The sequence below is a fragment of the Psychrobacter fozii genome, from assembly GCF_003217155.1.
Classification (GTDB): domain Bacteria; phylum Pseudomonadota; class Gammaproteobacteria; order Pseudomonadales; family Moraxellaceae; genus Psychrobacter; species Psychrobacter fozii.
The window spans coordinates 381,020-406,800 of the sequence record NZ_QJSU01000002.1 but is presented as its reverse complement, the minus strand read 5'-3'; the positions used below and the strand labels follow the sequence as shown (position 1 = coordinate 406,800).

At 42.6% G+C, this 25,781-nt stretch carries 22 protein-coding genes; 10 read left to right on the top strand and 12 right to left on the bottom strand.

Annotated features, from left to right (window positions below):
- Positions 1-86: 86 nt before the first annotated feature.
- The 3 genes from DFP82_RS04445 to DFP82_RS04435 all read right to left on the bottom strand — a co-directional run bounded on the left by DFP82_RS04445 (position 87) and on the right by DFP82_RS04435 (position 3,524).
- Positions 87-1,394 (bottom strand): OmpP1/FadL family transporter, encoded by a 1,308-nt coding sequence (locus tag DFP82_RS04445; protein ID WP_110922527.1) that lies wholly within the window; start codon positions 1,392-1,394, stop codon positions 87-89.
- 433 nt (positions 1,395-1,827) lie between these two features.
- Positions 1,828-3,030, bottom strand: a complete 1,203-nt coding sequence (locus DFP82_RS04440) for an OmpP1/FadL family transporter (protein WP_110922526.1) — start codon at positions 3,028-3,030, stop codon at positions 1,828-1,830.
- A 209-nt stretch (positions 3,031-3,239) separates the two neighbouring features.
- Positions 3,240-3,524: a SlyX family protein gene (locus DFP82_RS04435; protein WP_110922525.1), complete on the bottom strand. Its 285-nt coding sequence runs from the start codon at positions 3,522-3,524 to the stop codon at positions 3,240-3,242.
- 225 nt (positions 3,525-3,749) lie between these two features.
- On the opposite strand from DFP82_RS04435, the gene DFP82_RS04430 reads away from it, so the two are divergent.
- The 6 genes from DFP82_RS04430 (at position 3,750) to DFP82_RS04405 (ending at position 10,080) form a co-directional block, all read left to right on the top strand.
- Positions 3,750-5,687: an ATP-binding cassette domain-containing protein gene (locus DFP82_RS04430; RefSeq protein WP_110922524.1), complete on the top strand. Its 1,938-nt coding sequence runs from the start codon at positions 3,750-3,752 to the stop codon at positions 5,685-5,687.
- Between the two features lie 472 nt (positions 5,688-6,159).
- Positions 6,160-6,744: a ubiquinol-cytochrome c reductase iron-sulfur subunit gene (gene petA / locus DFP82_RS04425; RefSeq protein ID WP_110922523.1), complete on the top strand. Its 585-nt coding sequence runs from the start codon at positions 6,160-6,162 to the stop codon at positions 6,742-6,744.
- A gap of 22 nt (positions 6,745-6,766) precedes the next feature.
- Positions 6,767-7,972: a cytochrome b gene (locus DFP82_RS04420; protein WP_181416241.1), complete on the top strand. Its 1,206-nt coding sequence runs from the start codon at positions 6,767-6,769 to the stop codon at positions 7,970-7,972.
- Positions 7,972-8,685, top strand: coding sequence for a cytochrome c1 (locus DFP82_RS04415; protein ID WP_110922521.1), 714 nt, complete (start codon positions 7,972-7,974; stop codon positions 8,683-8,685). The genes DFP82_RS04420 and DFP82_RS04415 overlap by 1 nt, the downstream gene beginning before the upstream one ends.
- Positions 8,686-8,893: 208 nt before the next feature.
- Complete coding sequence (locus tag DFP82_RS04410; RefSeq protein ID WP_110922520.1) at positions 8,894-9,508, top strand: glutathione S-transferase N-terminal domain-containing protein; 615 nt, start codon at positions 8,894-8,896, stop codon at positions 9,506-9,508.
- A 134-nt stretch (positions 9,509-9,642) separates the two neighbouring features.
- Positions 9,643-10,080: a ClpXP protease specificity-enhancing factor gene (locus DFP82_RS04405; protein WP_110922519.1), complete on the top strand. Its 438-nt coding sequence runs from the start codon at positions 9,643-9,645 to the stop codon at positions 10,078-10,080.
- Positions 10,081-10,159: 79 nt separating this feature from the next.
- Here the strand turns inward: DFP82_RS04405 and dcd are convergent, their stop codons facing one another.
- The 8 genes from dcd to DFP82_RS04365 all read right to left on the bottom strand — a co-directional run bounded on the left by dcd (position 10,160) and on the right by DFP82_RS04365 (position 18,237).
- Entirely contained in the window at positions 10,160-10,735 is a 576-nt protein-coding gene (dcd, locus tag DFP82_RS04400; protein WP_010199897.1) for a dCTP deaminase, read from the bottom strand.
- Positions 10,736-10,889: 154 nt separating this feature from the next.
- Positions 10,890-12,077 carry a DUF2804 domain-containing protein gene (locus DFP82_RS04395; protein WP_110922518.1) on the bottom strand — a complete coding sequence of 396 codons (1,188 nt, stop codon included), beginning with the start codon at positions 12,075-12,077 and terminating at the stop codon, positions 10,890-10,892.
- Positions 12,078-12,089: 12 nt separating this feature from the next.
- Positions 12,090-12,527, bottom strand: coding sequence for a hypothetical protein (locus DFP82_RS04390; RefSeq protein WP_110922517.1), 438 nt, complete (start codon positions 12,525-12,527; stop codon positions 12,090-12,092).
- Positions 12,528-12,591: 64 nt separating this feature from the next.
- The gene (gene apbC / locus DFP82_RS04385) at positions 12,592-13,827 is read right to left on the bottom strand and encodes an iron-sulfur cluster carrier protein ApbC (RefSeq protein ID WP_110922561.1); all 1,236 of its coding nucleotides are present in this window, start codon (positions 13,825-13,827) and stop codon (positions 12,592-12,594) included.
- Positions 13,828-14,308: 481 nt separating this feature from the next.
- Positions 14,309-15,109, bottom strand: coding sequence for a 3-hydroxybutyrate dehydrogenase (locus DFP82_RS04380; RefSeq protein ID WP_110922516.1), 801 nt, complete (start codon positions 15,107-15,109; stop codon positions 14,309-14,311).
- 128 nt (positions 15,110-15,237) lie between these two features.
- Complete coding sequence (locus tag DFP82_RS04375; protein ID WP_110922515.1) at positions 15,238-15,867, bottom strand: 3-oxoacid CoA-transferase subunit B; 630 nt, start codon at positions 15,865-15,867, stop codon at positions 15,238-15,240.
- 167 nt (positions 15,868-16,034) lie between these two features.
- Positions 16,035-16,739, bottom strand: coding sequence for a CoA transferase subunit A (locus DFP82_RS04370; protein ID WP_110922514.1), 705 nt, complete (start codon positions 16,737-16,739; stop codon positions 16,035-16,037).
- A 157-nt stretch (positions 16,740-16,896) separates the two neighbouring features.
- A complete protein-coding gene (locus DFP82_RS04365; protein WP_110922513.1) occupies positions 16,897-18,237 on the bottom strand; it encodes a short-chain fatty acid transporter in 1,341 nt (446 codons plus the stop codon).
- A 411-nt stretch (positions 18,238-18,648) separates the two neighbouring features.
- Here DFP82_RS04365 and DFP82_RS04360 point away from each other — a divergent pair, with 411 nt between their 5' ends.
- A complete protein-coding gene (locus DFP82_RS04360; RefSeq protein WP_110922512.1) occupies positions 18,649-20,064 on the top strand; it encodes a GntP family permease in 1,416 nt (471 codons plus the stop codon).
- Between the two features lie 316 nt (positions 20,065-20,380).
- Positions 20,381-22,465 (top strand): methionine--tRNA ligase, encoded by a 2,085-nt coding sequence (metG, locus tag DFP82_RS04355; protein WP_110922511.1) that lies wholly within the window; start codon positions 20,381-20,383, stop codon positions 22,463-22,465.
- Between the two features lie 88 nt (positions 22,466-22,553).
- Here the strand turns inward: metG and DFP82_RS04350 are convergent, their stop codons facing one another.
- Positions 22,554-22,961, bottom strand: coding sequence for a hypothetical protein (locus DFP82_RS04350; RefSeq protein WP_110922510.1), 408 nt, complete (start codon positions 22,959-22,961; stop codon positions 22,554-22,556).
- Positions 22,962-23,491: 530 nt separating this feature from the next.
- Between DFP82_RS04350 and DFP82_RS04345 the strand changes: the two genes are divergently transcribed.
- Both DFP82_RS04345 and DFP82_RS04340 read left to right on the top strand, forming a co-directional pair.
- On the top strand, positions 23,492-24,538 hold the full coding sequence (locus DFP82_RS04345) for an ABC transporter substrate-binding protein (protein WP_110922509.1): 1,047 nt from the start codon (positions 23,492-23,494) through the stop codon (positions 24,536-24,538).
- A gap of 108 nt (positions 24,539-24,646) precedes the next feature.
- The gene (locus tag DFP82_RS04340) at positions 24,647-25,684 is read left to right on the top strand and encodes an ABC transporter substrate-binding protein (protein WP_110922508.1); all 1,038 of its coding nucleotides are present in this window, start codon (positions 24,647-24,649) and stop codon (positions 25,682-25,684) included.
- Positions 25,685-25,781 lie beyond the last annotated feature (97 nt).

Genomic DNA, 25,781 nt, shown 5'->3' with positions numbered 1-25,781 from the left:
ACTCTTTATAAGAAAGTCCATATAAAACACGCCATAAAAAAGCGACCTTTAGCAGATCGCTTTTTTTTACTACATATCAGTTAATACTATTTTGCTTGATAAGAAACTTTTAGACCAGCGATGAAGCCATCGTTGTCTTGGAAGTCAGCAACAATTTTGTCAGTTGGTAGTGAGCCTTGAGCGTCACCGAACCACAGATATTTACCACCAGCTGATACGGCCCAGTTCTCAGTGAAATTGTACTTAGCACCAAGACCAACACTATAGTAGCCATCAACAGGACCTAGTGACGTTGTTGGATCACCAGCGCCACTATCCCAACCAACCGTACCACTGATTGCTAGTGCTGGTGCTACACGCTTTGCCAGACCAAGCTCTACTTGCCACTGATCATCATCATACTCAACTAAATTTAGACCATCCGGACCATAATTTGCTTTACTGACTTCGTTATATAACGGTGGTGTGATGACAAAATCGCTCCACGGTACCCAACGTACTTTTGCCGTCGCTAGTGTCGTAGGATTGATACCGGTTTGAAAATCAAAATTCACTGATTTAGGCGTAGTAATTTCATAATTACTCTTCTGATTGGCTGAAAGTGCACCTCCAGATATAATAGATCTGAGAGGATAGCTTTCAGCTATATCTACATTGTGTTCAATCTCAGAACGGTACGTCAGCGCCGCTTTTAGAGCAATCTCAGGCTTGTAATAAGCAACACCTGCTATGTAACCATAATCCATATCAGGATTACTGGTTGAGGTGTAACCACTGGCAGGGCCGTAAGCCAGTCCACGTAGTTTGGTTTCTGCTTGAATACGCTGTGCCACTGGGCCACCATACACTTGGAAGTTTTTGTTAGCACCAAATTTCATACCAAGCATGCCTGTTAGGCTTTGGCTACGTACTTCAACGTTAGTGTTTTCGCCTGCACCAGTGGCTTCAGCTGTTGCTATAGCACCTGCAGTTTGCCCATCAACGCCATCAGCTACTAATTCACCGACAGACCCACCTAAGCTCTCGCTCGCAACAAAATTACTTTGAGTGTATTCAGCAGCCGCGCCAAAAGGCTCATCATATAACACACCAACACTGAAAGTATCATTGATATCGGCTTTTACACCATAGCGGAAAAAGTCATAGGCTTCAGCAATATCGCCCGTTTTATCACCACGTGTATAGTCATTAGTGCTGTTATTATTGTTTGAGCTATCGTAACCACTCACATCAGCATCGATGTAGGTATAAACGGCTTCAGCATAGGTGCCATCTTGGAAAAAGGCAGTGACATCTTGACCTGAACGATCGAGACCAGCAGCGTTCGTTACGCTGGCTATAGAGAGAGTAGCAATCGCTACTACGAGGGTTTTCAAATGAAAGTGATTGCGCATTGTGTATCTCCAACGATCCTTGTTGTATTACTACTCTAATAACCAATATGCAGCATTACTGCGCTTAACATTGAGATTATCAAAGTCGTGTCCTAAGATGAATACTAATGCCTTTTTGACACTAAAACAACAATTAAAGTGCTTTATTTCCCAATTATGACTGAACAGTACACGCAACATATCTGTAAGATACTGTTACCTTACTATTTATGTTTGATTATTTCTAAATTATTACCAACATTTCTCTAACCTAATAAATGACTGGAAATTTCATAACTAAAATTATCGGAAGTAATTTACGTTTTGTCATTCATTTTCATGTAGAAAACCTACCTATTTACAGACAGAAAGCCACAAAAAAAGCGACCCATAAATGGATCGCTTTTTATTTGACTAATCTTAAGCTATAACAATGTAAGCAGCTTATACTTTATTATAGTGCTTGGTAAGAAACCTTTACACCAAGTACGAAGCCGTCGTTGCTTTCGAAATCACTAACAATCGTCTTGCTTGGTATTTGACCTTCAGCATCACCGAACCACAGATATTTACCACCGGCTGAGATTGCCCAGTTTTCAGTCACGTTATACTTAGCACCTAAACCAGCGCTATAATAGCCTTCGATAGGACCTAATGAAGTCACAGGGTTGCCAGCACCACTGTCCCAACCCACATTACCACTAACTGCCAATACTGGTGACAGACGTTTGGCAAGACCTAGCTCAACTACCCATTGATCTTTATCATAACTTACTAAATCTAAACCTTCGGCAGGGATACCAGCACCCTGAGGTATTGTTGCCAATACTTGGCTAACATTATTATACGATGATGGAGTAATTGCAAAATCGCTCCATGGTACCCAACGTACTTTGGCAGTTGCTAAAGTTGTTGGGTTAATACCGGTTTGGAAATCAAAGTTCACTGATTGAGGTGTCGTAATCTCAATACTTTCACCGCTATTTATTGGAAGTCCAAAAAGAACAGCGTTTGGATAAGTTTCAGATGATTGCGCATTATGTTCAATTTCTGAGCGGTAAGTTAAGGCTGCTTTTAATGCTATTTCAGGCTTGCTATAGGCAATACCAGCAATATAACCATACTCTTGATCAGGGCTAATATGCGTCGTATAACCATTAGCGACACTATAAGCTGGACCGCGCAGCTTTACATCCGCTTCTACACGTTGAGCCACTGGACCACCATATACTTGGAAGTTCTTGTTTTCACCAAACTTGGCACCAACGATAGTAGTAATGCTCTCAGTACGTACTTCTACATTCGTACCTTCACCGCTCGCATTTACAAAGTTATTGTCACCACTATAGTCAGCCGCCGCACCAAAAGGCTCGTCATATAAGATACCAACACTATAAGTGTCATTGATATCTGCTTTTACACCATAACGAAAGAAATCATAAGATTCTGCGATGTCACTAATTTTATTACCAGATGAATCTTTACCAGTTACATCGGCATCGATATAAGTATAGACGGCTTCAGCATAAGTGCCGTCTTGTAGGAATGCGGTGATGTCTTGGCCTGAACGATCAAGACCAGCAGCACTAGCAATGCTAGTAATAGAAAGTGCAGCAACAGCTACTGTAAGAGTTTTTAAGTGAAAAGTGGCCCGCATTGTATATCTCCAAACATCCGCATTGTTTTACTGCTATACCCGTTTTTGATGAGTAAGCAGCATCCGAGATGGAGAATAGTAATGATTTTCAAACATTAAAACAACCATAAGAATACATTATTTCTTCTTTATGACCAGAGAGTCATTAGATAGCATATTTATGCGAAAAAGTGAATATAATTTTATTAACGGTTCAATATTTATATATATCAATAATGAGGCGGTCTGTCTGCCATCACATCAAATGGTGCAATGCCCGTTTCTATATCTTGACTATCCACTTGCTTATAAATCAGCTGCAACTGTCGCTGTAATGTCTGAAGATCTTTATCTTGACGTGCAATCACCGCATCGAGTCTCTCTACTGTCATCTCAAGATGCGCCATGCTCATTTGAAGGTCAATGACTTGTTGCGTTTGTGATTCAGCATGCACAGTTGAGTCATCGTTTTGAGCATCGGTTTGAACATTGTCTTGAGTGTTAGATTGATTCATGTCTTTCTCTGAGTTATCGTAAATATAAAGCTAGTAGGATTGGTTACGTAAGCAAATAAGTAACCGATATATTACCGCTATTAAAAAATAAGACTTTTAAAACAGTAGCTATAAATAGTGTGTATAAAACCATTTACACGCACTACAGTCACGTAGTGGCATGTTATACTGCTAGCAATTCTGCAACAACCCCTACCTCACTATTATATAAGCTTAAGATATTCTATGGCACTGATACATTTAAAAGATATTCACCTTGCATTTGGCGTCGCTCCTGTACTTGATGGCATTGATTTTGCTATTGAAGCAGGCGAGCGTGTCTGTCTAATTGGCCGTAATGGCGAAGGCAAATCTACCTTATTTAAGCTGATTAGCGGCACCTTACAACCTGATAGTGGCGAAGTTATTATCAATAGTAGCGTACGTGTTGCGATGCTAGAACAAGACGTTCCTGAAACCAGCGGACGTATTTTGGATATCGTGATGGGTGGCAGCCGCCGCACGGCCGATCTGCTTATCAACTATAACGCCCAAACTGACTTATGTGCGAATGGCGATATGGATGCCTGCGAGCGTATGGCTGATTTGCAACATGATATCGATGCCGTACATGGTTGGGATCTAGAGCGCGAAGCTACCCGCCTTATCAAAACCATGGGGCTCAACCCAGACGATGATTTGTCTTCATTATCAGGTGGCCGTAAGCGCCGTGTACTACTGGCACGCTCTTTGGTAACCAAACCTGATGTACTGCTTCTCGATGAACCAACCAACCATTTGGATGTTGATAGTATTGAATGGTTAGAACGCTTTTTATTAGACTGGCAAGGTCTGACACTATTGTTCGTCACCCATGATAGAGCATTCGTTAACAAACTATCGACTCGCATCATTGAGCTTGATCGTGGTCAATTGACCAGCTATGACGTCACTCAAGGCGAAGGTGGCTACGCACGCTATCAAGAGCTAAAAGAGCTACAGTTACTGGCTGAAGAAAAAAATAACGCTAACTTTGATAAAAAGCTGGCACAAGAAGAAGTTTGGATTCGTCAAGGTATCAAAGCCCGCCGTACCCGTAACGAAGGCCGTGTCCGTGAGCTAAAAGCATTACGTGAAGAGCGTAGTGATCGCCGTGAGCAAGTTGGTAATGTCAACATCACGATGGGTCAAGGCGAGAAAAGCGGTAAGCTCGTCTGTAAAGTTAAAAACTTACATCTTGAGTATGACGGCAATGTATTGGTTGAAAACTTTACGACGACTATCATGCGCGGTGATAAAATCGGTATTGTCGGACCTAACGGTGCTGGTAAAACCACCCTTATTAAAGCCCTACTTGATATGTCTGATGACGAAGTCACAAAGTCTGGTAGTGTTGAATTAGGGACCAACCTAAAAATCGCTTTCTTCGACCAGTTGCGTGATCAGTTAGACCTTGAAGCCAGTGTGGCGCAAAACGTCTCAGAAGGCTCGGATTTTGTAGAAGTGGGTGGTCGTAAGACGCACATCATGAGCTATTTGCAAGACTTCTTGTTTGCTCCAGAGCGTGCACGTACACCTGTCAAAGCATTATCAGGTGGTGAGCGTAACCGCGTCCTACTTGCCAAGCAGTTATTAAAGCCTGCAAACATTCTGGTACTTGATGAGCCAACCAACGATTTGGATATGGCAACCCTTGAGCTATTAGAAGAGTCAGTCGCCAGCTTTGGTGGTACGATTTTGCTCATCAGTCATGATCGTTCATTCATGGACAACGTCGTTACCTCAACATGGGTATTTGGCGAAGACGAAGATGGCAAAGGTACTGTCAGCGAGTATGTCGGTGGCTATCAAGAGTATTTGGTACAAAAAAATCGTGAAGAAGCAGCAAAGGCGGCTAGAGCACCAGTAATCAATACAGCAGGTAAAGCAGCCAATAAACCAACAGCCGCAAAACCCAATAAAGCAGCCAAGAAGCTTAACTTTAATGATCAACGCGAACTGGATAATTTGCCAAAAGAAATCGCGGCATTAGAAGCTGAACAAAATGATCTACAAGAAAAACTGGCAGATGGCTCTTGGTTCAATAGCGACTTTGATGCGGCGACTGCTGCTAGTGAGCGTCTATTGACTATCGAAGACGAGATGATGAGCAAGCTTGAACGCTGGAGTACGCTAGAGGGTTAAGTATTTGTTTTAGGTTCTTTGATAAGTGCTTATTTGATGAGCATTTATAGTGGTAAGCAGTTAAATATTACAAAATAATCACCACTTGATTGTACAAAGTGGTGATTATTCGTTTATAGCGACTTACAAAGCAGTTAGATAGTGAAAGTTACCTTAATTTCAAGTATCATTCGCTATTGCTAAATATCCTTATTAATTATAAGGTCATCCGCATTTATAATCCTTGCTAGAAAACAGAGTCCAGATAGTGATAAACCATCTACTTTACTTAGGTTATCGCTTTCAACCTTATAATATATCCTATTAAGGTTGCTTTATTTTTAACGCAATAATTTATTTTATCACCGAAATAGCTTAGAATAGCAACAATTAGCAAAATTAGGCATAGCCAAAGTGGCTTGATATTATATATTTTATAAGTCACAAACCCAGTGTGGGATAATCCCATTTCATTCACCTGGAGGAAGTATTAATGAGCCAAGCCGAAGGCGTTAATGTACAACGCCGTAGAGTTCTTATTGCCTCAACTGCCGCGATTGGTGCAGTTGGAGTCGCTGCTGTGGCAACACCTTTTGTCCGTTCTTGGTATCCAAGCGCTAAAGCTGAGGCTGCAGGGGCTGCAGTGACCCAAGACATTGGTTCTATCGAAGCAGGACAGATGATTGTTGTCAAATACCGTGGTAAACCTATCTATGTGGTTAAACGTACCGAAGAAATGATTGCAGGACTAGAGTCAGTCAAGCCATTATTGTCTGATCCTGAGTCTGCAGCATCGTTACAGCCTGAATACTGTACCAATCCTACTCGCTCTTTAGAACCAACTGTGTTGGTCGTCGAAGGCGTTTGTACGCATCTAGGCTGTGCACCGAACTATCGTCCTGATGTTGGTGCAGCTGATTTGGGTGGTAATGACTGGTTTGGTGGATTTTTCTGCCCGTGTCATGGGTCTAAATATGACTTAGCCGGTCGCGTCTTTAGTGGCGTTCCAGCACCGCTTAATTTACCTATTCCAGAGTACAACATGGATGGTACCATCTTGACGGTTGGGGAGGCTTAATATGAGTATGGGTAAAAAGTTAATGCATTGGGTGGACGCTCGCTTCCCAGCGACCGAAACCTATGAATACCATATGTCAAAGTACTATGCACCAAAGAACTTTAACTTTTGGTACTTCTTTGGCGTATTGTCAATGATTGTACTGGTTAACCAATTGGTGACTGGTATTTGGCTGACGATGATGTATAACCCAAGTGCCGAAGGGGCGTTTGCATCTGTTGAATACATCATGCGTGATGTAAAAGGCGGTTGGCTCATTCGTTATATGCACTCGACTGGCGCATCAGCGTTCTTCGTCGTGGTATATTTGCATATGTTCCGCGCATTACTATATGGTTCATACCAAAAACCGCGTGAGCTTATTTGGCTCATCGGTATGGGTATTTACCTAGCGCTAATGGCAGAAGGCTTCTTTGGTTATCTACTACCTTGGGGTAACATGTCATTCTGGGGTGCACAGGTTATTTTGAACCTTCCTGCTGCCCTACCTGTGATCGGCGATGGTCTTGCTGAATGGGTACGTGGTGATTATATTATCTCTGGCATTACGCTAAACCGTTTCTTTGCTCTACACGTTGTTGCTATTCCATTAGTACTGGTAGGCTTAGTATTTATGCATTTGGTAGCACTGCATCACGTGGGTTCGAACAACCCTGATGGCATTGACATTAAAAAGCTAAAAGATAAAAATGGTGTGCCATTAGACGGTATCGAATTCCATCCGTACTACACTGTGCATGACATGGTTGGTATTGTTGTGTTCTTCATCTGCTTCTTTGCAGTGGTATTCTTCTTCCCAGAAGGCGGCGGTTTCTTCCTTGAGCCACCAAACTTTGAGACAGCGAACTCACTGAAAACACCAGCACATATTGCACCAGTATGGTACTACACGCCGTTCTACGCTATTTTACGTGCAGTTCCTGATAAGCTAGGTGGTGTGGTCGCGATGGGTGCTGCAATTGCCGTACTATTCTTGATACCATGGTTGGATAGATCACCAGTACGTTCTATACGCTATAAAGGCATATTGTCTAAGATTGCTTTAACAGTATTCGCTATTAGCTTTGTCGTACTAGGCTACTTGGGTGCAACACCAACGACCCCAACAGCAACATTAATGGCTCGTATATTTACGGTCTTGTATTTCTTATTCTTCTTATTGATGCCGTTCTACACTGCTATTGAGAAGTGTAAACAGCCACCAGAACGCGTTACCGGAGGTCACTAATGAACACGCTAATTAAATCCCTAGCTGGTCTAGGCTTGGGCGCGGCATTAACCTTGACTGCTGGTACCGCAATGGCCGAAGGTAGCGGCTGTGGTACGTTCACTAATGCTGATGGCGTTGATGAACATCTGGCTTGTAGTACAGCTCCTATTGATTTTACCAATAAGGGTTCACTACAAAACGGTGCTAAAATCTTTATGAACTACTGTGCTGGGTGTCACTCAGCCAAGTATGTTCGTCATTCACGCATTGCCAAAGATTTAGAAATACCGCCTGAGCTTGTTGAAAAGTATCTGATGGTCACCACCGATCAAATCGGCGACCATATCACTGCTGAGATTGATCCTGATATTCAAGCATCTTGGTTTGGTGCTGCGCCTCCGGATTTGTCACTTGAGACAAGACTACGCGGCGATGATTGGGTATATACTTACCTACTGTCGTTTTATGAAGATCCAAATCGTCCTTGGGGCGCTAATAACCTAGTGCTTAAAAATGCTGCTATGCCTCACGTCTTGCATAATATGCAAGAAAAATTGAGTGCAGAAGAGTTTGAGAGCGAAGTTGGTGACCTAGTGAACTTTATGGCATGGATGGGTGAACCTGCTCGTCATGACCGTCAAGTGATTGGTTTCTTTGTGATTCTATTCTTATTAGTACTACTCATCCCAGTTTACTTATTGAACAAAGAATTCTGGAAAGATGTAAAGTAAGGTAGTAGTAGAAACATAAAAAACGAGCATAATATTAGGCACTACTTCGGTAGTGCCTTTTTCTATTCTGATAAACCATTAAATAGTAGAACTATCGCCAAAGAAGTAGACAAATAAAGCGCTCACAAGCAATGTTTACGTACGTTGCCTTGATAATCAGGGCAACTTTGTTTACGATGATAGTCTTTACTATTAACATTAGGCTTTCATGATTGATGCGAACGACATTCCAAGTAGTCAGCTGATTTTGTATGCTGATGACGGCTACGACAGTCATGTGGTACGCCTATTACTTGAAGAAAAAAAGCTCGCCTACTATTTATCACGTTTACACTCTGAGCGTCCTGAAGATTTGACCGAGCTAAACCCCTATCATACTTTGCCTGTCCTGCAGCAGCGAGAAATTGCGCTTTATGAGATTAATGTTATCTTTGAATATCTCGAAGAACGCTATCATACAAACAAGCTACTGCCTGATACCCCGCAAGAACGTGCACAATTCAGACAATTAGCGTGGCGTATTCAGCGTGACTGGCTCTCACTCGGCAAGCGATTACTGATGCATCCAGATAGTTTTAATAAAGCACAAGCAACGATTGCCAAAAAACAGCTCAGTGACTCGCTTATTACCTTGTCGCCTTTGTTTGCCCATAAACCTTATTTTATGGCAGATGAATTTGGCTGGTGTGACATACTATTAGCACCGTTATTGTGGCGACTTGAAGAGATGAATATCGAACTGCCTCGTGCCATTAGTCGTCCATTATTTGATTATCAAAAGCGTGTCTTTGAACGTGATAGCTTTCAAAAAAGTGTGCGTTGATTAGACAGCTGGCTTAGAATAGAAAATTATTAGAATAGAAGTTAAGTAATATTTATTTAGGTTTTTTCAATGAACAAGCTACTCCAAGAAGTATCTGTTCACTATTAAAAATAATTCGTATAGGAAATCATCAAATGAGCGAAACCACCTCTATTACCCCAACACGTCCTTATATGGTGCGCGCACTGTATCAGTGGATAGAAGATAATGCACTTACCCCGTATCTCATGGTTGATGCCACTGCTGAAGAAGTACAGATTCCAAGAGAGCATGTGCAAGATGGTCGTATCGTGCTCAATATTGCTAGCCGTGCAACTGGTAATATGAGTATGGGAAATGACTATATTAACTTCAGTGCCCGCTTCGGTGGTGTATCGCAAGAAATTTGGGTGCCACTGACTGCCGTATTGGGTATCTATGCAAAAGAGAACTCACAAGGCATGTTCTTTGATCCTAACGAATATGATAATTATGTACCTGAAGAAGACTCAGACGTTACTGTTAAGACAACCCCTACTACTGCGCCCAAGCCAAAACGTGATAATAAAGCAGGCTTAAAAGTCTTAAAATAGTCGATTTTTCTATATAAAAAAGCCAGTCATATAAAATATGACTGGCTTTTTTTGTGCTGCGTATCGCCTAAGACCTAATCTAGGTTCTTGGTAGTGTCACACCACGTTGACCTTGGTATTTACCACCGCGATCCTTATAACTGGTCTCACAAACGTCATCAGCATCACTTTGGAAAAATAGCATTTGCGCCACACCTTCTCCGGCATAGATACGTGCTGGTAGATTGGTGGTATTACTAAACTCTAAAGTGACGTGCCCTTCCCACTCTGGCTCAAGCGGCGTCACGTTGACGATAATACCGCAACGCGCATACGTTGATTTACCTAGGCAAATAGTCAATACATCACGTGGAATACGGAAATATTCCATGGTACGAGCCAATGCAAATGAATTTGGTGGAATGATACACTCGTCACCAACGATATCAATAAAACTTTTTTCATCGAAGTTCTTAGGATCAACGACGACTGAATGTACGTTGGTGAATACTTTAAACTCAGGGGCACAGCGAACGTCATAACCATAGCTTGACGTACCATAGCTCACCAAACGCTCACCAGCATCGTTAAAGCGTACTTGACCCGCTTCAAATGGCTCAATCATGCCATGCTCTTCGGCCATTTTACGAATCCAGCGATCAGATTTGATAGACATTGTTGTTCCTTAGCAAATATTTAATAGCGGTTATGATAACAGTATTTTGATAGCGACGATTATACGGAATTGATGGCAAAATTTATAGAGGAGCAGCTACTTAAAACTGAATACAGCCAATAATCTCATTTATCCCCATCTTATATTTTAGAAGCTACCATTTGGCAAAATGATCTTCTGCGAGCCCCATGACATTATCAAGCCTAATGACTTCATCTCTTATTCGAATTTCACCACTATAAAAACCTATCCATTGCTCAAAGATACTGGCTATCACACCAAAATTATCAGTCTTTTTATAGACGGTAATCGGTGTAAAGCTCAAATCAATATCGACATTACTCCACCCAAGATTTTGATGATAGATACGCCACGGCTTTGTGGCGCTAGTATCAATTTCAACACTTGGCTCAAGACTGTCTGGCTGACTTGATCGAATATTTGAACCCTCACGAGCAAACATAACGGGTGGTAAATAGAATATCTGCCCATCAAGCCAACAAGCATTTTCACTGGCTCCTGTCTCATTAACACCCATAGACAGGTTGAGCAAAAAGTGACGGCCATCTGACAAATAACTAGTGATACAGCTCCAAAACCAATTGGTCTCATGACGCATATAGCCGAGCGTCCAATCTAGATTGGCAATAGTAGCATCGGTGAAGGTTATTTTTTGAGGCTGAGCGTCAGGAGTATCAGGAGTATCAGGAGTATCAGGAGTATCAGGAGTATCAGTATGAAATTTTGACTTGGCTTTAATGAGTAAATGCCCAGATAGTGCGGTCAACGGCTCTTTTTGCGTAAACGTCCAGCCACGCCTACCAGTCGGCGTACATATGGCTAACGGTTGTGCGCTTCGTGCTAATGCTGCCGTTATTGCAACATACTGACTGTCGAGCGCAATATTCATCTGAGCAGGACTAAAATCCAAGGTGACGCTAAGCTTTGTATGTGTAAATGCCATCTGCCCTTGATAACCATCACCGTCTAAGTGCGTATGATGCGTCAAAGGCTGTAGCGCCTCACAGACTTCTAGCTGCTGAGTATCCTCATTATAAATGTAAATGAAAGCGCTAGTCGCAAGCTTAATCGTTGCGAGCGCGAGGCACACTCGATAAGGGGACTGGAGTATCTGAATGAAGCAGAATTGGTTGGCTTTTAGTTCTTTACGCCAGTTAGGTAAGGATTTTTGTGAAATGAGATGACTATGATAGTCTAAGTAATTGATACTTTTGACTTGGGAGAAAACACCAAAAATAGGCTGACCATTTTGGATAAGATATTCGAGATTTGCCAGTTTTAAGTTGGCGGCAGTATACGGTTTGTCGTGGCTTTTATTCATGATATCGGCATCCTAGCCAAATTTTTCTAAAGGTACTATCTGTCCTTGATAGCTAACGGTGCTATGTAAAATTCTTCTTTTTGCCTGTACAGAACCCACAAAAAACGCTTCAGTTATCACCTTAATTTCAATATTGGTTAATCCATCTGCTAGTGTTTCTGTAACATTTATTGATGCAAGCGCACTCATCCATAAAAAGTGTCTTGGAAACTTTTTTAACAGCTCAGCGAGAGCCTTCGCGAATTTGTTAAAATCGGCAATTACCATTCGGCGATTGCTAAAGTCAGCATTAATCTGATAGCGTTCGCTACTGCCATCTTTATAGTAGCAAATGGCACTCAACTGATTGTTTGAGAGTTCAATGACGTATATCGGTGGGCGAAATAATCGTAGGACTCTATACTGCTTGGGAATATTGTCTAAATGACTTTGATAAATAGATAAGTTCAAGATATCCTCTTTTTAGACAATACATTCACTTTAAAAGTTGCCAGCTTAGGCTACTTCTCCACCATCAAAAAATCCGCTTATCATCGACAGGCTTTGCGAATTTATTAATATTGGTTTCGATATTTTTAGCAATGCTCAAATAATATGGCGCGAACTCATCATCCGCCAATACACTTGGTTCGCCTTTATCCACTTGAGCACGAATACCGCTGGCTAAAGGTAACTGTCCTAATAATGGCACATGATATTGTTCAGCGATTTTTTCGCCACCACCGGTACCAAAGATAGCTTCGGTATGATTACAGTTGCTACAAGTGTGTAGCGCCATGTTTTCAACCACACCAAGCACAGGAATATGAGTTTTGTTGAACATCTCGATGCCTTTTTGTGCATCCAGTAAAGCAACATGCTGCGGTGTCGTCACAATCACGGCTCCGGTGACTGGAATGCGCTGTGCCAATGTGAGCTGTATATCGCCAGTACCGGGTGGCATATCAATCACCAAATAATCTAGCTGTGGCCAGTTGGTTTGATTATATAGCTGCATCAAAGCACCAGTCGCTTTCGGTCCACGCCATGCGACAGGCGTATTATCGCCATCAAGTAAGCTGCCAATTGACAGCATCGCTATGCCATGTGCATCAACAGGTACGAATTGCTCGTTCTCTAGTTGCGGCTTCATATCGGCAACACCCAACATCGTAGGCATACTAGGACCATAAATGTCAGCATCAAGCACACCAACACGATTGCCAAGCTTTTGTAATGCCAATGCGATATTGACTGTCGTTGTAGACTTACCAACGCCGCCCTTACCCGATGCTACCACGATAATATGGCGAATACGCGGATGCGCTGCTAGCGATGCTTGTGTCGGTGCCGCTTTAGTAATCGGTGGTTCAGCACTGTTATCATTATTACTATTGTCATCAGGATTGGCTGCAGGCTTGCTCTGACTGTCCATAGCATTGGTCGTCTTCGGCATTTTCTTTGGTAAACTTGAACCGGAGCCTTTTTCTGGCGCTGGTAGACGTACATTCATATGAATCGTCGTAATACCATGCGGATGCAGTAATTGACCCAGTTCTTGCTGAATGGCTTCAGGCTTACTCTCTTGCGGTAGACGCAAGTCTAAAGTGAGCTGATCACCATCGCGATTAAGACCCGTTACCATAGTGGCAATACTGACCGTACCGACTTCATAACCAAGCAATACCTTGTCCACAGCACTATCTCGAGCTGCCCGCTGCTCTGGCGTTTCTGGTTTGTTAGTGGGAGTTTTCTTCATAAAGTTAAACATAGCGACCATTACTGCCTATACAAGTGGGTTGGTATGCTAAAACAGCTCGTTCAACATCATAGTAGATATGATAAACCATATAGTCGGTTCAATATAATTTGGATACAAGGAAGGCGAGTGAAAGTACTACAAGTAGTAGACTAAGCGAGCCTGACACCGTATCCAATTTATAGAGGATTGACTATATAATATATGAGAGTTTAGCCAGACCTTTTATCTTGATAGTGTAGCTGAATTACAAGCATAAAAAAACCACAACGCCAGTAGGACTGAGCTTTGCTACATATGTTCTACTGTGAGCCAAGTTTGCTGCCTGCTATTTCTTAAACTATCTCAACCATTAATCAAAAAATAGACAGGAAAAAGCAATAAAAAAGAGCCAATCTAATTGGCTCTAATGGGTATAAAACAAGATGCTGATCTGATAAGAATATAGAAGAAAACGAGTGGCTATTCCATCGAATGGATAGTTACTAATTTCTTAGTTCATAAACCAACCATGACTGGCAACGATAGATTGTCCAGTGAATACATTGGTTGGGAACGCTGCTAAAAATAGCGCCAATTGCGCAATGTCTTCTACCGTCGTAAATTCTTTGTCTACCGTATTAACCAACATGATATCGTTAATGACAGACTCTTCACTGATGCCCTTTTCAGCTGCTTGCTCTGGGATTTGTTTTTCTACCAAAGGTGTTTTAACAAAGCCTGGACAAATCACATGCGAACGTACTTTATGCTCGGCACCTTCTTTGGCTAATACACGACACAAACCTAACAATCCATGCTTAGCAGTCACATAAGGGGCTTTATATAATGAGGCCTCATGCGAATGAGCAGAGCCCATATAAATGACCGTGCCACCTTTATCGCCTTTATACATATGCTTAATCGCTGCTTTGGTGGTTAAAAATGCACCGTCCAAGTGGATATTGAGCATTTTTTTCCAATCGCTGAAGGCCATTTTATCAATAGGGTCAATGATCTGAATACCAGCATTAGAGACTAGAATATCAATACCACCAAAGGTATCTACTAGCTGCTGTACACCTTCGTTGACTGCATCTTCTGACGTAACATCCATGGCAATCGCGAGAGCACGTCCACCAGCAGCTTCAATAGCATCAACGGTTTTTTGTGCCGCTTCTAGGTTAATATCTGCAATACCAACCGCTGCACCTACTTTTGCATAAGTCTCAGCGATGTCACGTCCGATACCACTTGCAGAGCCAGTGACTAATGCTACTTTGCCTGTCAAATCTTGTTGTAATTGGGTCGCCATACATATTCCTTATAATGGTCTAAAATATTGTTAGTTTTTATAAAAATAGAACTGAATAAATACGCCACTATGATTATAGTGGCGTATTTATCTGCGGGATAAAGCTCATTGATTTTAAGATAGCCATATTACTGGATAATGTTGACGGGCGTTTTTTCTTGTAACTCTTTAAAGCTCACACCCTCTGCTAATTCAACCAATTTTAACCCGTTATCAGTAACGTCTAATACGGCAAGCTCGGTGATGATACGATCAACCACGCCTTTGCCAGTCAATGGTAGCTCACAATTGGCTAGAATTTTGGGGTCGCCGTGTTTATTGACTTGTTCCATTAGGACAATCACACGCTGCACACCTGCGACCAAATCCATCGCGCCGCCCATACCTTTAACCATCTTTTTTGGAATCATCCAATTGGCCAAATCGCCATTTTCTGATACTTCCATCGCGCCCAATATCGCCAAGTTAACATGGCCACCGCGAATCATTGCAAAAGACTCTGAGCTGCTAAAATAGCTGGAGCCTGGCGCTGCTGTGACCGTTTGCTTGCCAGCATTAATCAAGTCGGCATCAACTTTATCTGCTGTTGGAAACTCGCCAATACCTAACAAGCCGTTCTCTGATTGTAACCACACGTCCACGCCTTCAGGAATGTAGTTAGCGACCAACGTTGGTAGACCAATGCCTAAATTTACGTAATAGCCGTCTTGTAGTTCCTGTGCAGCACGCTGCGCCATTTGTTCTCTTGTCCATGCCATGGTAAATTCCTTATTTTTTACGATATTCTATTTTTATTCATCTAAGCAGTTCTTTACTTAAACGGTTCTTCATCTAAACGATGAGCTATCTAAACTGTCATAAATATAAGAACTGACTATTAATTTCACATACGATTAAGCTTCGACCACGTTTTTATTTAAGCACCTTACACTGCTTTAATTGTCGTTTTTTCGATGCGTTTTTCAGGGCTATTATTCAATACAATACGCTGAACAAAGATACCTGGCAGATGCACTTCGTCTGGATCAAAGGTGCCTGTCTCAACGATTTCTTCGACTTCGACAATGGTGATTTTACCCGCCATTGCACAATCTGGATTAAAGTTACGAGCGGTTTTGTTAAAGATTAGATTGCCCGCTTTATCTGCTTTTTGCGCTTTGATCAATGCCACATCAGCACGTAGTGTATGCTCTAATACATAAGTGCGACCATCGAAATCACGTGTCTCTTTACCTTCAGCAACAAGTGTACCAACACCCGTTGCGGTATAAAATGCAGGAATACCTGCACCACCTGAGCGTAATTTCTCAGCCAAGGTACCTTGCGGGGTCAACTCAACTTCTAACTCACCAGCCAAATACTGACGCTCAAACTCTTTATTTTCGCCCACATAAGATGAAATCATTTTTTTGATTTGGCGCGTCTGTAGTAACAGACCAAGACCGAAGTCATCGACACCGGCGTTATTACTGATACAGGTCAGCTCTTTAACTTTGCTGTCACGCAGCGCTTCGATTAATGCTTCTGGAATACCGCATAGACCAAAACCGCCGATAGCAAGTGTTTGCCCATCACTGACGACACCTTTTAGCGCTTCTTCGGCACTGTTATATACTTTTGACTGACTCATGCTTGTCTCCTATGACTGTTATTTATATTTTTAATTCGTGCATAAACTAATGCTGAATTAAGTATCTCAATTATCCGTTTGATTGTTGATTGTTATAAAAATTAAGAACTAAAAGCGAAAGTGAACCACGCTTATTTTTCTTTTGAGCGTTATAACCTTATACCACTAGCCAGAACACACCCATAATAATGGCACCAGAGACTGCCAGTACTATCAGACAGTAGCCCATGATAGCGCGTGCATCCAAACCTGCGATACCCAATAATGGCAAAGCCCAAAACGGTTGAATCATGTTGGTCCACGCATCACCCCACGCAATCGCCATCGCAGTAATGGCTGGACTAACACCCAGCTCAATGCCAGCAGGAATCATAACAGGACCCTGTACCGCAAACTGTCCACCGCCCGACGGTACAAAGACATTGACCAAACCAGCACTTAAAAATGCAAAGATCGGAAAGCTGTCTGCGGAGGCAGAATTGACAAAAAATTCGGTCACTTGTGTACTGATAGAAATACCATCAGCATTCGCACCAGTCATGATGCCCATGATACCGCCGTAGAACGGGAACAGTAGCACTATACCTGTAATGCCACCTATCCCTGAGTGCACGGCACGATAATAACGCTCTAACGTGCCATGCGATAGCAACCCTATAAACAAAAACAGCCCAATGACGATGTTGAGCCCTAGGTTAAAACCGTTACTACCAAACTCGCTGATATAGTACATCAGCGCCAAGGCCAATAGGATAACAGCAATAATACGGCTGTCATCTAGTTTTTGTGCCGGCGTGTCTCTCTGAGGCGCGACATATACTTCTTGTTTTATCAATTTAGGATCGATAACCGTAGGGTTTTTGGGATGCATAAAGCGATTGACGAGTGGCAAAATAACGATGAGCAAACCCACTAGCAGCATATTATAGCCTGCAAATACGGTCTGAGATAAAGGTACTGCTTCGGTCATGGTATTGCCTGATAGCGTCAGCAGCGTATCACCGCCCGAGCTAAGTGTCAGCGGTATCGATCCTGAAAAACCGCCATGCCAAATCACAAAACCTGAATACGCGGCCGCGACCAGCAGAGGATAATCGACATTAGCCACTTTCTTTGCCAAGGCTTTCGCAAAGATAGCCCCGAGGATAAGACCAAACCCCCAATTTATCCATGAACCGACCAGACCAACCAAGGTTGATACGATAATAGCGGTCGTAGGAGAATGCACTCTACTGGCAAGATTGTCTAACAAACGCTGAATAAATGGTGCGCTGGCAAATGCGTAGCCTGTCACTAGGACCAATGCCATTTGCATGGCAAAGCTATGTAATGACCATAGTCCATTGCCCCAGTGCCCTGCCATAGCAATCATATCTTGGCCAGTAATAGCCAGTCCCACCGCAAACGCAATGAGCGTCAAAACGATCGAAAATACGAATGGGGATGGTAGATAGCGGTTGACTAACTGCACGCTCATATTGGTGATGGCACTAAACATATTCACATTCCTTGTAAATTTAATGTTTGGTTTTAAAAAATATAGTTAGAGCTATGTTGAATAATTATCATATTTGAGAGCAATTACTGTTTACTGCACCTAATAAATGGAAAACATTGTATTTTATATTGTCATCCATAACAATACATTTTATATCGCTATATCATGCGTGAAACACTTGTGCTAACTTAACATATTATTTTCGTAGCGACTAGAAAATAACAGTCAGTGCATGTGAGTCAACGCTGTGCAGTATATAGATCGGTAAGATATTAATGATGGATAGCGCATGAGTCTAGATTTATGTTTGATAAAACAGACGAAATAGACCTGTTTTGATTAATTTTATTGACCTATATTGATAAGCACGGCATACTCGCTGCCTTATTTTTTTTGCCAAGGAGGGCCATCATGTTTAGTACGCTTGCTATTGTCATTACTCTATTATTACTCATGTTCTTTGCTTATCGCGGTTATTCTGTGCTGATCTTAGCACCGATTATGGCGACATTAGCCGTATTTCTTTCAGGTGACTTTTTAAGCAGTATTCCCGCCTATACCGATGTTTTCATGGGTGCTTTGAGTGGATTTTTACTTAAGTTTTTCCCTATTTTCTTATTGGGTGCGCTCTTTGGGCGTTTGATGGCAGACTCTGGTGCAGCGACAGCGATTGCCAATACTGTGGTCGAAAAGCTTGGTGCTAGCAAAGCCATTTTAGCCGTTATCTTAGTCTGTGCTATTTTGACATATGGCGGTGTGTCATTATTCGTCGTGGCCTTTGCTATTTATCCAATCGCCAAAGACTTGTTCAAAGCTGCCGATATTCCTAAGCGCTTGATACCAGCAGCGATTGCTTTGGGCTCATTTACCTTTACGATGACAGCATTGCCAGGTACGCCTGCCATTCAGAACGCCATTCCAATTCCTTATTACAATACCAACGTATTTGCCGCGCCTATTTTGGGGATTATCGGTGGTCTGGTGATGTTTATTGGTGGTTGGTTGTGGTTGCAGTCACGAGCCAGAAAGGCCAATGCAGCAGGTGAAGGCTATGGTCAGCATGATGAAGAGGATGTGGGCGGTCTTGGTGCAGCCACACAAGAAGCTGAAGCATTAAACACGCATCACACCTCATTTACCGTTGCGATGATTCCGCTCATATTGGTCATCGGTTTAAACGCTGTATTGACGTATGCTATCTTTCCATCGATGGACTTTAGCGCTCTACAGGCACAGTTTCCTGACTTAAATATCGCAGGCTCACTCGGATTATGGTCAATTATTCTCTCATTGGTTGTGGCTTGTGTGGTGTTAATCTTGCTACGTATTGGTCATTGGAACAATCTACAAAAAACCATTAACCGTGGTACTTATGATTCTATGTTGCCGATTTTCAACACCGCATCGGAAGTAGGCTATGGTGCGGTCATCGCCTCGTTGGCAGGCTTCCTTATCATTCGTGATAGCATATTGAACCTAAGCCCTGAAAACCCACTCATCTCAGAAGCGGTCGCAATGACCACGCTTGCTGGTATTACTGGTTCATCGTCTGGTGGTTTGAGTATTGCTCTGTCCACTTTGGGTGAAGACTATCTCAGAATGGCCGTAAATGCTGGCATCGATCCAGAGCTGATGCATCGAGTCGCTGTCATGGCAGCCGGTGGTTTGGATACCTTGCCACATAGTGGTGCGGTTATTACCTTGCTAGCGATTTGTGGTCTGACCCACAAGCAGTCATATCTAAACGTTGCCATGGTCACAATGGCTATTCCACTGGTAGCGGTCGTCACTGTTATCACTTTAGGTACTATGTTTGGTTCGTTTTAATTTTTAATAATAAAGTCTAAACAACTGTACCTAACCAAAAACCCACTTAGCGATTGCTCGGTGGGTTTTTTATGACCAGCTGATAACGTCTAAATTCGATGCAAGCCTATTGTTTATGGTTAGTGGATGCCTAACGAATGAGAAGTAATTACCAAGGAATATCACAAATTTAGCCGAATTACGGTATCATAGGCACACTTTTTAAATTTTCATTATTTTTGGAAGTTTTTAGCATTGATAACATCGCGTCCAATAGCCATTAGCTGCTTAAGACGTTTGATACCTAACCCGTTTATATAAAAATATAGGTGATTTTGTGCGTGAAATTCTAGTAACCAGTGCGCTGCCCTACGCCAATGGCTATATCCATTTGGGGCATCTTGTAGAGTATATTCAGACAGACATTTGGGTACGTGCGATGAAAGCGCAAGGCCATCAGGTCACTTATGTCTGCGCAGATGATGCACACGGTACCGCCATCATGCTAAAAGCAGAAGCCAATGGCGTGACACCTGAAGAACAAATTGCGTCAGTGAAAGCATCACATGAAGCTGACTTTTCTAAGTTTTTGATTAATTTTGATAATTATCACTCTACTCACTCAGAAGAAAATAAAGAATTTTCTGAGCTTATTTATCGTCGTCTTAGTAGCGCTGGACACATCAGCACTAAAGACGTTGAGCAGTTATTCGATCCTGAAAAGCAGTTATTTTTAGCCGATCGATTTGTCAAAGGCACCTGCCCTGAATGTGATAGCCCAGACCAATATGGTGATAACTGTGAAGTATGCGGCACCACATACAATGCCACCGAACTTAAAAATCCACAGTCTACGCTGTCTGGTTCAACGCCCGTACTCAAAACCTCTAAGCATTATTTCTTTAATTTGCCAGAGTTTGAGCAATTCTTAAAAGACTGGACACGCAGTGACAACCGTTTGCAAACGTCAGTGGCCAATAAATTGCAAGAGTGGTTTGAGGCAGGCTTAGCGACTTGGGACATCTCACGCGATGCGCCTTATTTTGGCTTTCAAATTCCAGATACCCCAAGCGATGAGCCAGATAAATACTTTTATGTATGGCTAGATGCGCCAGTCGGCTATATGGCAAGTTTTAAAAACCTATGCGACAAACGCGCAGGTACAGAGCAAGCGCTTGATTTTGACCGCTATTGGGCACAAGAAAACGAGCACAAAACCGAGGTTTACCACTTCATTGGTAAAGACATCGTTTACTTCCATGCGTTGTTTTGGCCAGCGATGCTTGCGGGCAGCGAGTATCGTACACCAACAGGCGTCTTTGCCCACGGCTTCTTGATGGTCAATGGCGAAAAAATGAGTAAGTCACGCGGTACCTTTATCAAGGCCGAAACGTATGCTGAGCATTTGCACCCTGAGTACCTGCGCTATTACTTCGCCAGTAAACTGTCTGACAAAGTCGAAGATATCAATCTAGATTTAGAAGACTTTATGCAAAAGGTCAACTCTGATCTGGTTGGCAAAGTGGTCAATATCGCCAGTCGTAGTGCAGGATTTTTGGTGAAGAAATACGACGGCATGCTTTCAGAAGTTTGTGCAGAGCCAGAACTGTTAGAAGACATCACCAAAACGGGCGATGAGATTGCTGCTGCTTATGAAAACCGTGAGTTTTCACGTGCCATGCGCTTAATCATGCAGTGTGCAGATAAAGCCAATGAGTATATTGATGAGAAAAAACCATGGTCGCTTGCTAAGCAAGAAGGCACTGAACAAGAAGTTCAAGACGTCTGCTCGGTCGCGATTAACATCTTCCGTCAGTTGATGGTGTATCTAGCGCCAGTACTACCTGAGCTGACCAATAATGCCAAAGAATTCTTAAACATTGACAGCTTAGATTTCGCCAGTCGTAACCAGTGGTTACTTGGCCATAAAATCAATAAGTTCAAACCATTGATGCAGCGTATCGAAGAAAAAGATATTGAAGCTATGGTGGAAGACTCAAAAGCCTCTCTCGCACAAGTAGACGCGCCAGCGCCAGCTGCTATCACAAACAGCAAGCCAGCAGCAGAAGCCAATGCAGACGCTGAGCAAACTGACTACATCGGTATTGACGACTTTGCTAAAGTTGAGATGAAGGTAGCGCACGTCTTAGCCTGTAACCACGTCGAAGGCGCGGACAAGCTTTTACAGTTTACGCTAGATGTTGGTGAAGACAAGCCGCGCAACGTGTTCAGCGGTATCCGTAAGTTTTATGAGCCAGAGCAATTGGTTGATAAAAAAGTCGTTTGTGTGACCAACCTGGCACCGCGTAAGATGAAATTTGGTATCTCAGAAGGCATGGTACTATCAACTGGTGAGCCAAAGACGGGCTTAACAGTCGTTACCTTACCGGATGCTTGTGTCGTTGGTGACGTATTAGCTTAACGGTTATTTTTAGTGTTAAAAAATAAAAAAGATGCCCTAGTGGCATCTTTTTTTATGGTTGATTTATTAAATGAATAAAAACCAAGTCTTACTTATTCAAAATATTAATGATCTGCAACGTGTCACTAATCACCGTCACAATATTATTTTCTGGCGTGCGAATACGAGTGTAGCGGTTATCATAACGGTCTAAGACGACCGAACGATCGTAATCTCTTCTATCAATCTTGCCGACTACTCTGTAACCGTATCTATCGAGATCACGCTTGAATGAGGCGTTAGGGCTAGCATTGCGATAAGCGTTAATATTAGGTCGGGCTTTACTGTGATGGTTATTATCTTTATGGACATAAGCAGATTTGCCATTTCCGTGTCCATTTCCATGTCCGTTCCCGTGCCCGTTTCCATGACCATTTTTTGCCATAGCAGGTAAGCAAATCAATGAGGTAGCAGTGATGCCAGCGATGGTTAATAGTTTGAGATTAGCAGTGTTCATAATGTTGCCTTCATAATGGTGCTTGCAGAGTATTCGTTTAAACAATATCAAGTAGAGACCAGAGTGAGTTTTATATTCGCCACATCAGCGTAATAGTAATGTGAATTTTGGACTCACTATCATTCTCGTATTAGAAAATTCTCGTATAAAAATTAGCTTACGTTAATTATGAAGGCAGTCCGTAATAGATGCGTTGCTAGCTTGTAAGATTTTTGATGGTGACTTTACTCAATAAGATAGCCAACCTACTCCTTATTAGCACCGATGACGAACACGACTGAATTTTTTATTGCGATAACTTACATTACTGTCATAATATGAACATAATGATCGATGGAACGATTACTTTATTGTTAGCCTGCTATTTTGGCATCAACATAGCATTGACTCGGCTAACCTGCATTTTCCAATATCATGTTCAAAAACTAAGCATAACGAAGACGGGTACGGTCTCTTATAAATAGACTGAACACATCTAACGATATTTACTTGGTTTTTACGATTGATATAACCTATGAGTTAACCTAATAATGACTATTGCTTCTACCTTACGCTTAAGCCTATACGGTGCTGCTATCAGTGCCACTCTCGGACTGATCGGCTGCTCAAATGCTACAGACACTACTGCAACTGATGACAGCGCCACTGCTGATGCTAGCAAGCCCGCCAAAACATTGGCCATTACGCAAATTGTCGAACACCCTTCGTTAGATGAGATGCGCCGCGGTATCATAGACGAGTTGGCTGACAACGGTTATGTCGAAGGCCAAAACCTAACCATTAACTTCCAAAGCGCTCAAGGAAACACAGCGACAGCGGGGCAGATTGCCAAGCAGTTCGCAGGAGACAACCCAGATGCCATCGTGGCCATCTCAACGCCCTCTGCCCAATCAATCGTGGCTTCAACCAAAACTATCCCTGTCATCTATACCGCTATCTCAGATCCTGTCGCGGCGAAGCTTATCGACGCAAACGCTGTGCCTATCCAATCTAATGTGACAGGCCTATCTAGCGAGTTGCCTATCGAGCCGCAATTAGACAACATTCAGAAAATTGCGCCTAATGCTAAGACCATTGGTTACGTCTATAGCCCAGGTGAGGTCAACTCTGTATCAGTACTCAAACAACTAAAAAAAGCCGCACCCGCGCGTGGTCTTAAAATATTAGAAGTCACCGCCAATCGACCAACGGACGTTGCTATGGCGACACGTAGCTTATCTGGTCGTGCTGATATTATTTATACCTCGTTAGACAACAATGTCGTCTCTGCCTTTGAAGCGATGGCAGGTGCAGCCAATGAGCTTGATATTCCCGTCATTGCCTCAGACGAGTTTAGTGTGAGACGCGGTGCTACTGCGGCGCTTGGTGTCAATGACTATGACTTTGGTCGTACCACAGGCAAAATGGTGTATCGAGTATTAAGTGGCGAAGCCGTCAATACGATCAAGCCCGAAGTCATGAATACCTTGACTTTATATGCCAGCCCAAAACATGCGGCTGAGCAAGGCGTGAGCTTGACCGATGAGCTGCTAAAAAATGCCATCAATGTCGACAAAGAAGCAAAGAGTGCTAAATAAGTAATAGTTACCTATACTAAGGCGTTTTATCAATATAAGAATCGCTAGCATTCATTTTTATTTATTAAATAATGTACGGACACATTATTATTTTCAGGAGTGAGACCCATGTTGTATCAAAATCGTTTTGGTCATTTCAATTTTAGTAAGGCGCTATTATTAGGCGGTGTTTGTACCGCTCTATTGACTGGTTGTAATCAATCAGCACAAGATGCTGGTAGTACTGACAGCGCCACTGGCGATGCCGCAACAGAGATGAAAAACGTCGCTATTACGGCTATTGTTGAGCATCCAGCGCTTGATGACGTACGCAAAGGTGTCATCGATGAGCTAAATGAAGCCGGCTTTAAAGACGGTGAAAATTTAACCGTTAACTTCCAAAGCGCACAGGGCAACACTGCTACTGCAGGGCAGATTGCTAAGCAATTTGTTGCAGACAACTCAGATGTTATCGTTGCCATTGGTACGCCATCAGCACAGTCAGTTGCAGCTGCTACCAGTACGATTCCTTTGGTATTCTCTGCGGTGACCGACCCAGTAGAAGCCAAATTGGTATCAAAGCTTGATGGTTCTGGCACCAATGTGACTGGCGGTTCTGATGCGCTCCCTTATGAGCCACAAATTGCCTTAATGCGCCAAATTATTCCAAGCTTGAAAAATGTAGGTTATGTTTATAGCCCAGGTGAGGTGAACTCTACCATCATCCTAAAAAACCTAAAAGAAAAGCTGACACCAATGGGCATCACTGTACATGAAGCCCCTGCCCAGCGCAGTACCGACATCGCGATGGCTGCACGTAGCCTCGAAGGTAAAGTCGATATGATTTACACATCAACCGATAATAACGTGGTATCTGCTTACGAGTCACTGTTCCAAGTCGCTAAAGAAAGTAAAATCCCGCTGATTGCTTCAGACACCAGTTCTGTTGCACGCGGTGCCATTGCTGCATTGGGCGTTGACTATTATGCACTTGGCCGCGAAACAGGTAAAATTGTAGTGCGTATTTTAAATGGTGAAAAAGCAGGCGATATCCCTGTTTATACGCCACAAGCACTTGATTTGTATGTCAGTCCAAAAAATGCCACAGCTGAAGGCATCACATTGCCACAAGCAGTTATCGATAAAGCAAAAGAAGTGGTAGAATAGCGCCCTCTGAATGTAAGCATCACGTTAAACGATTATATTGATGGTTTAATCATAGATTGTTGCTTATATTTACTGCTATTATTTCAGTATAAAAATG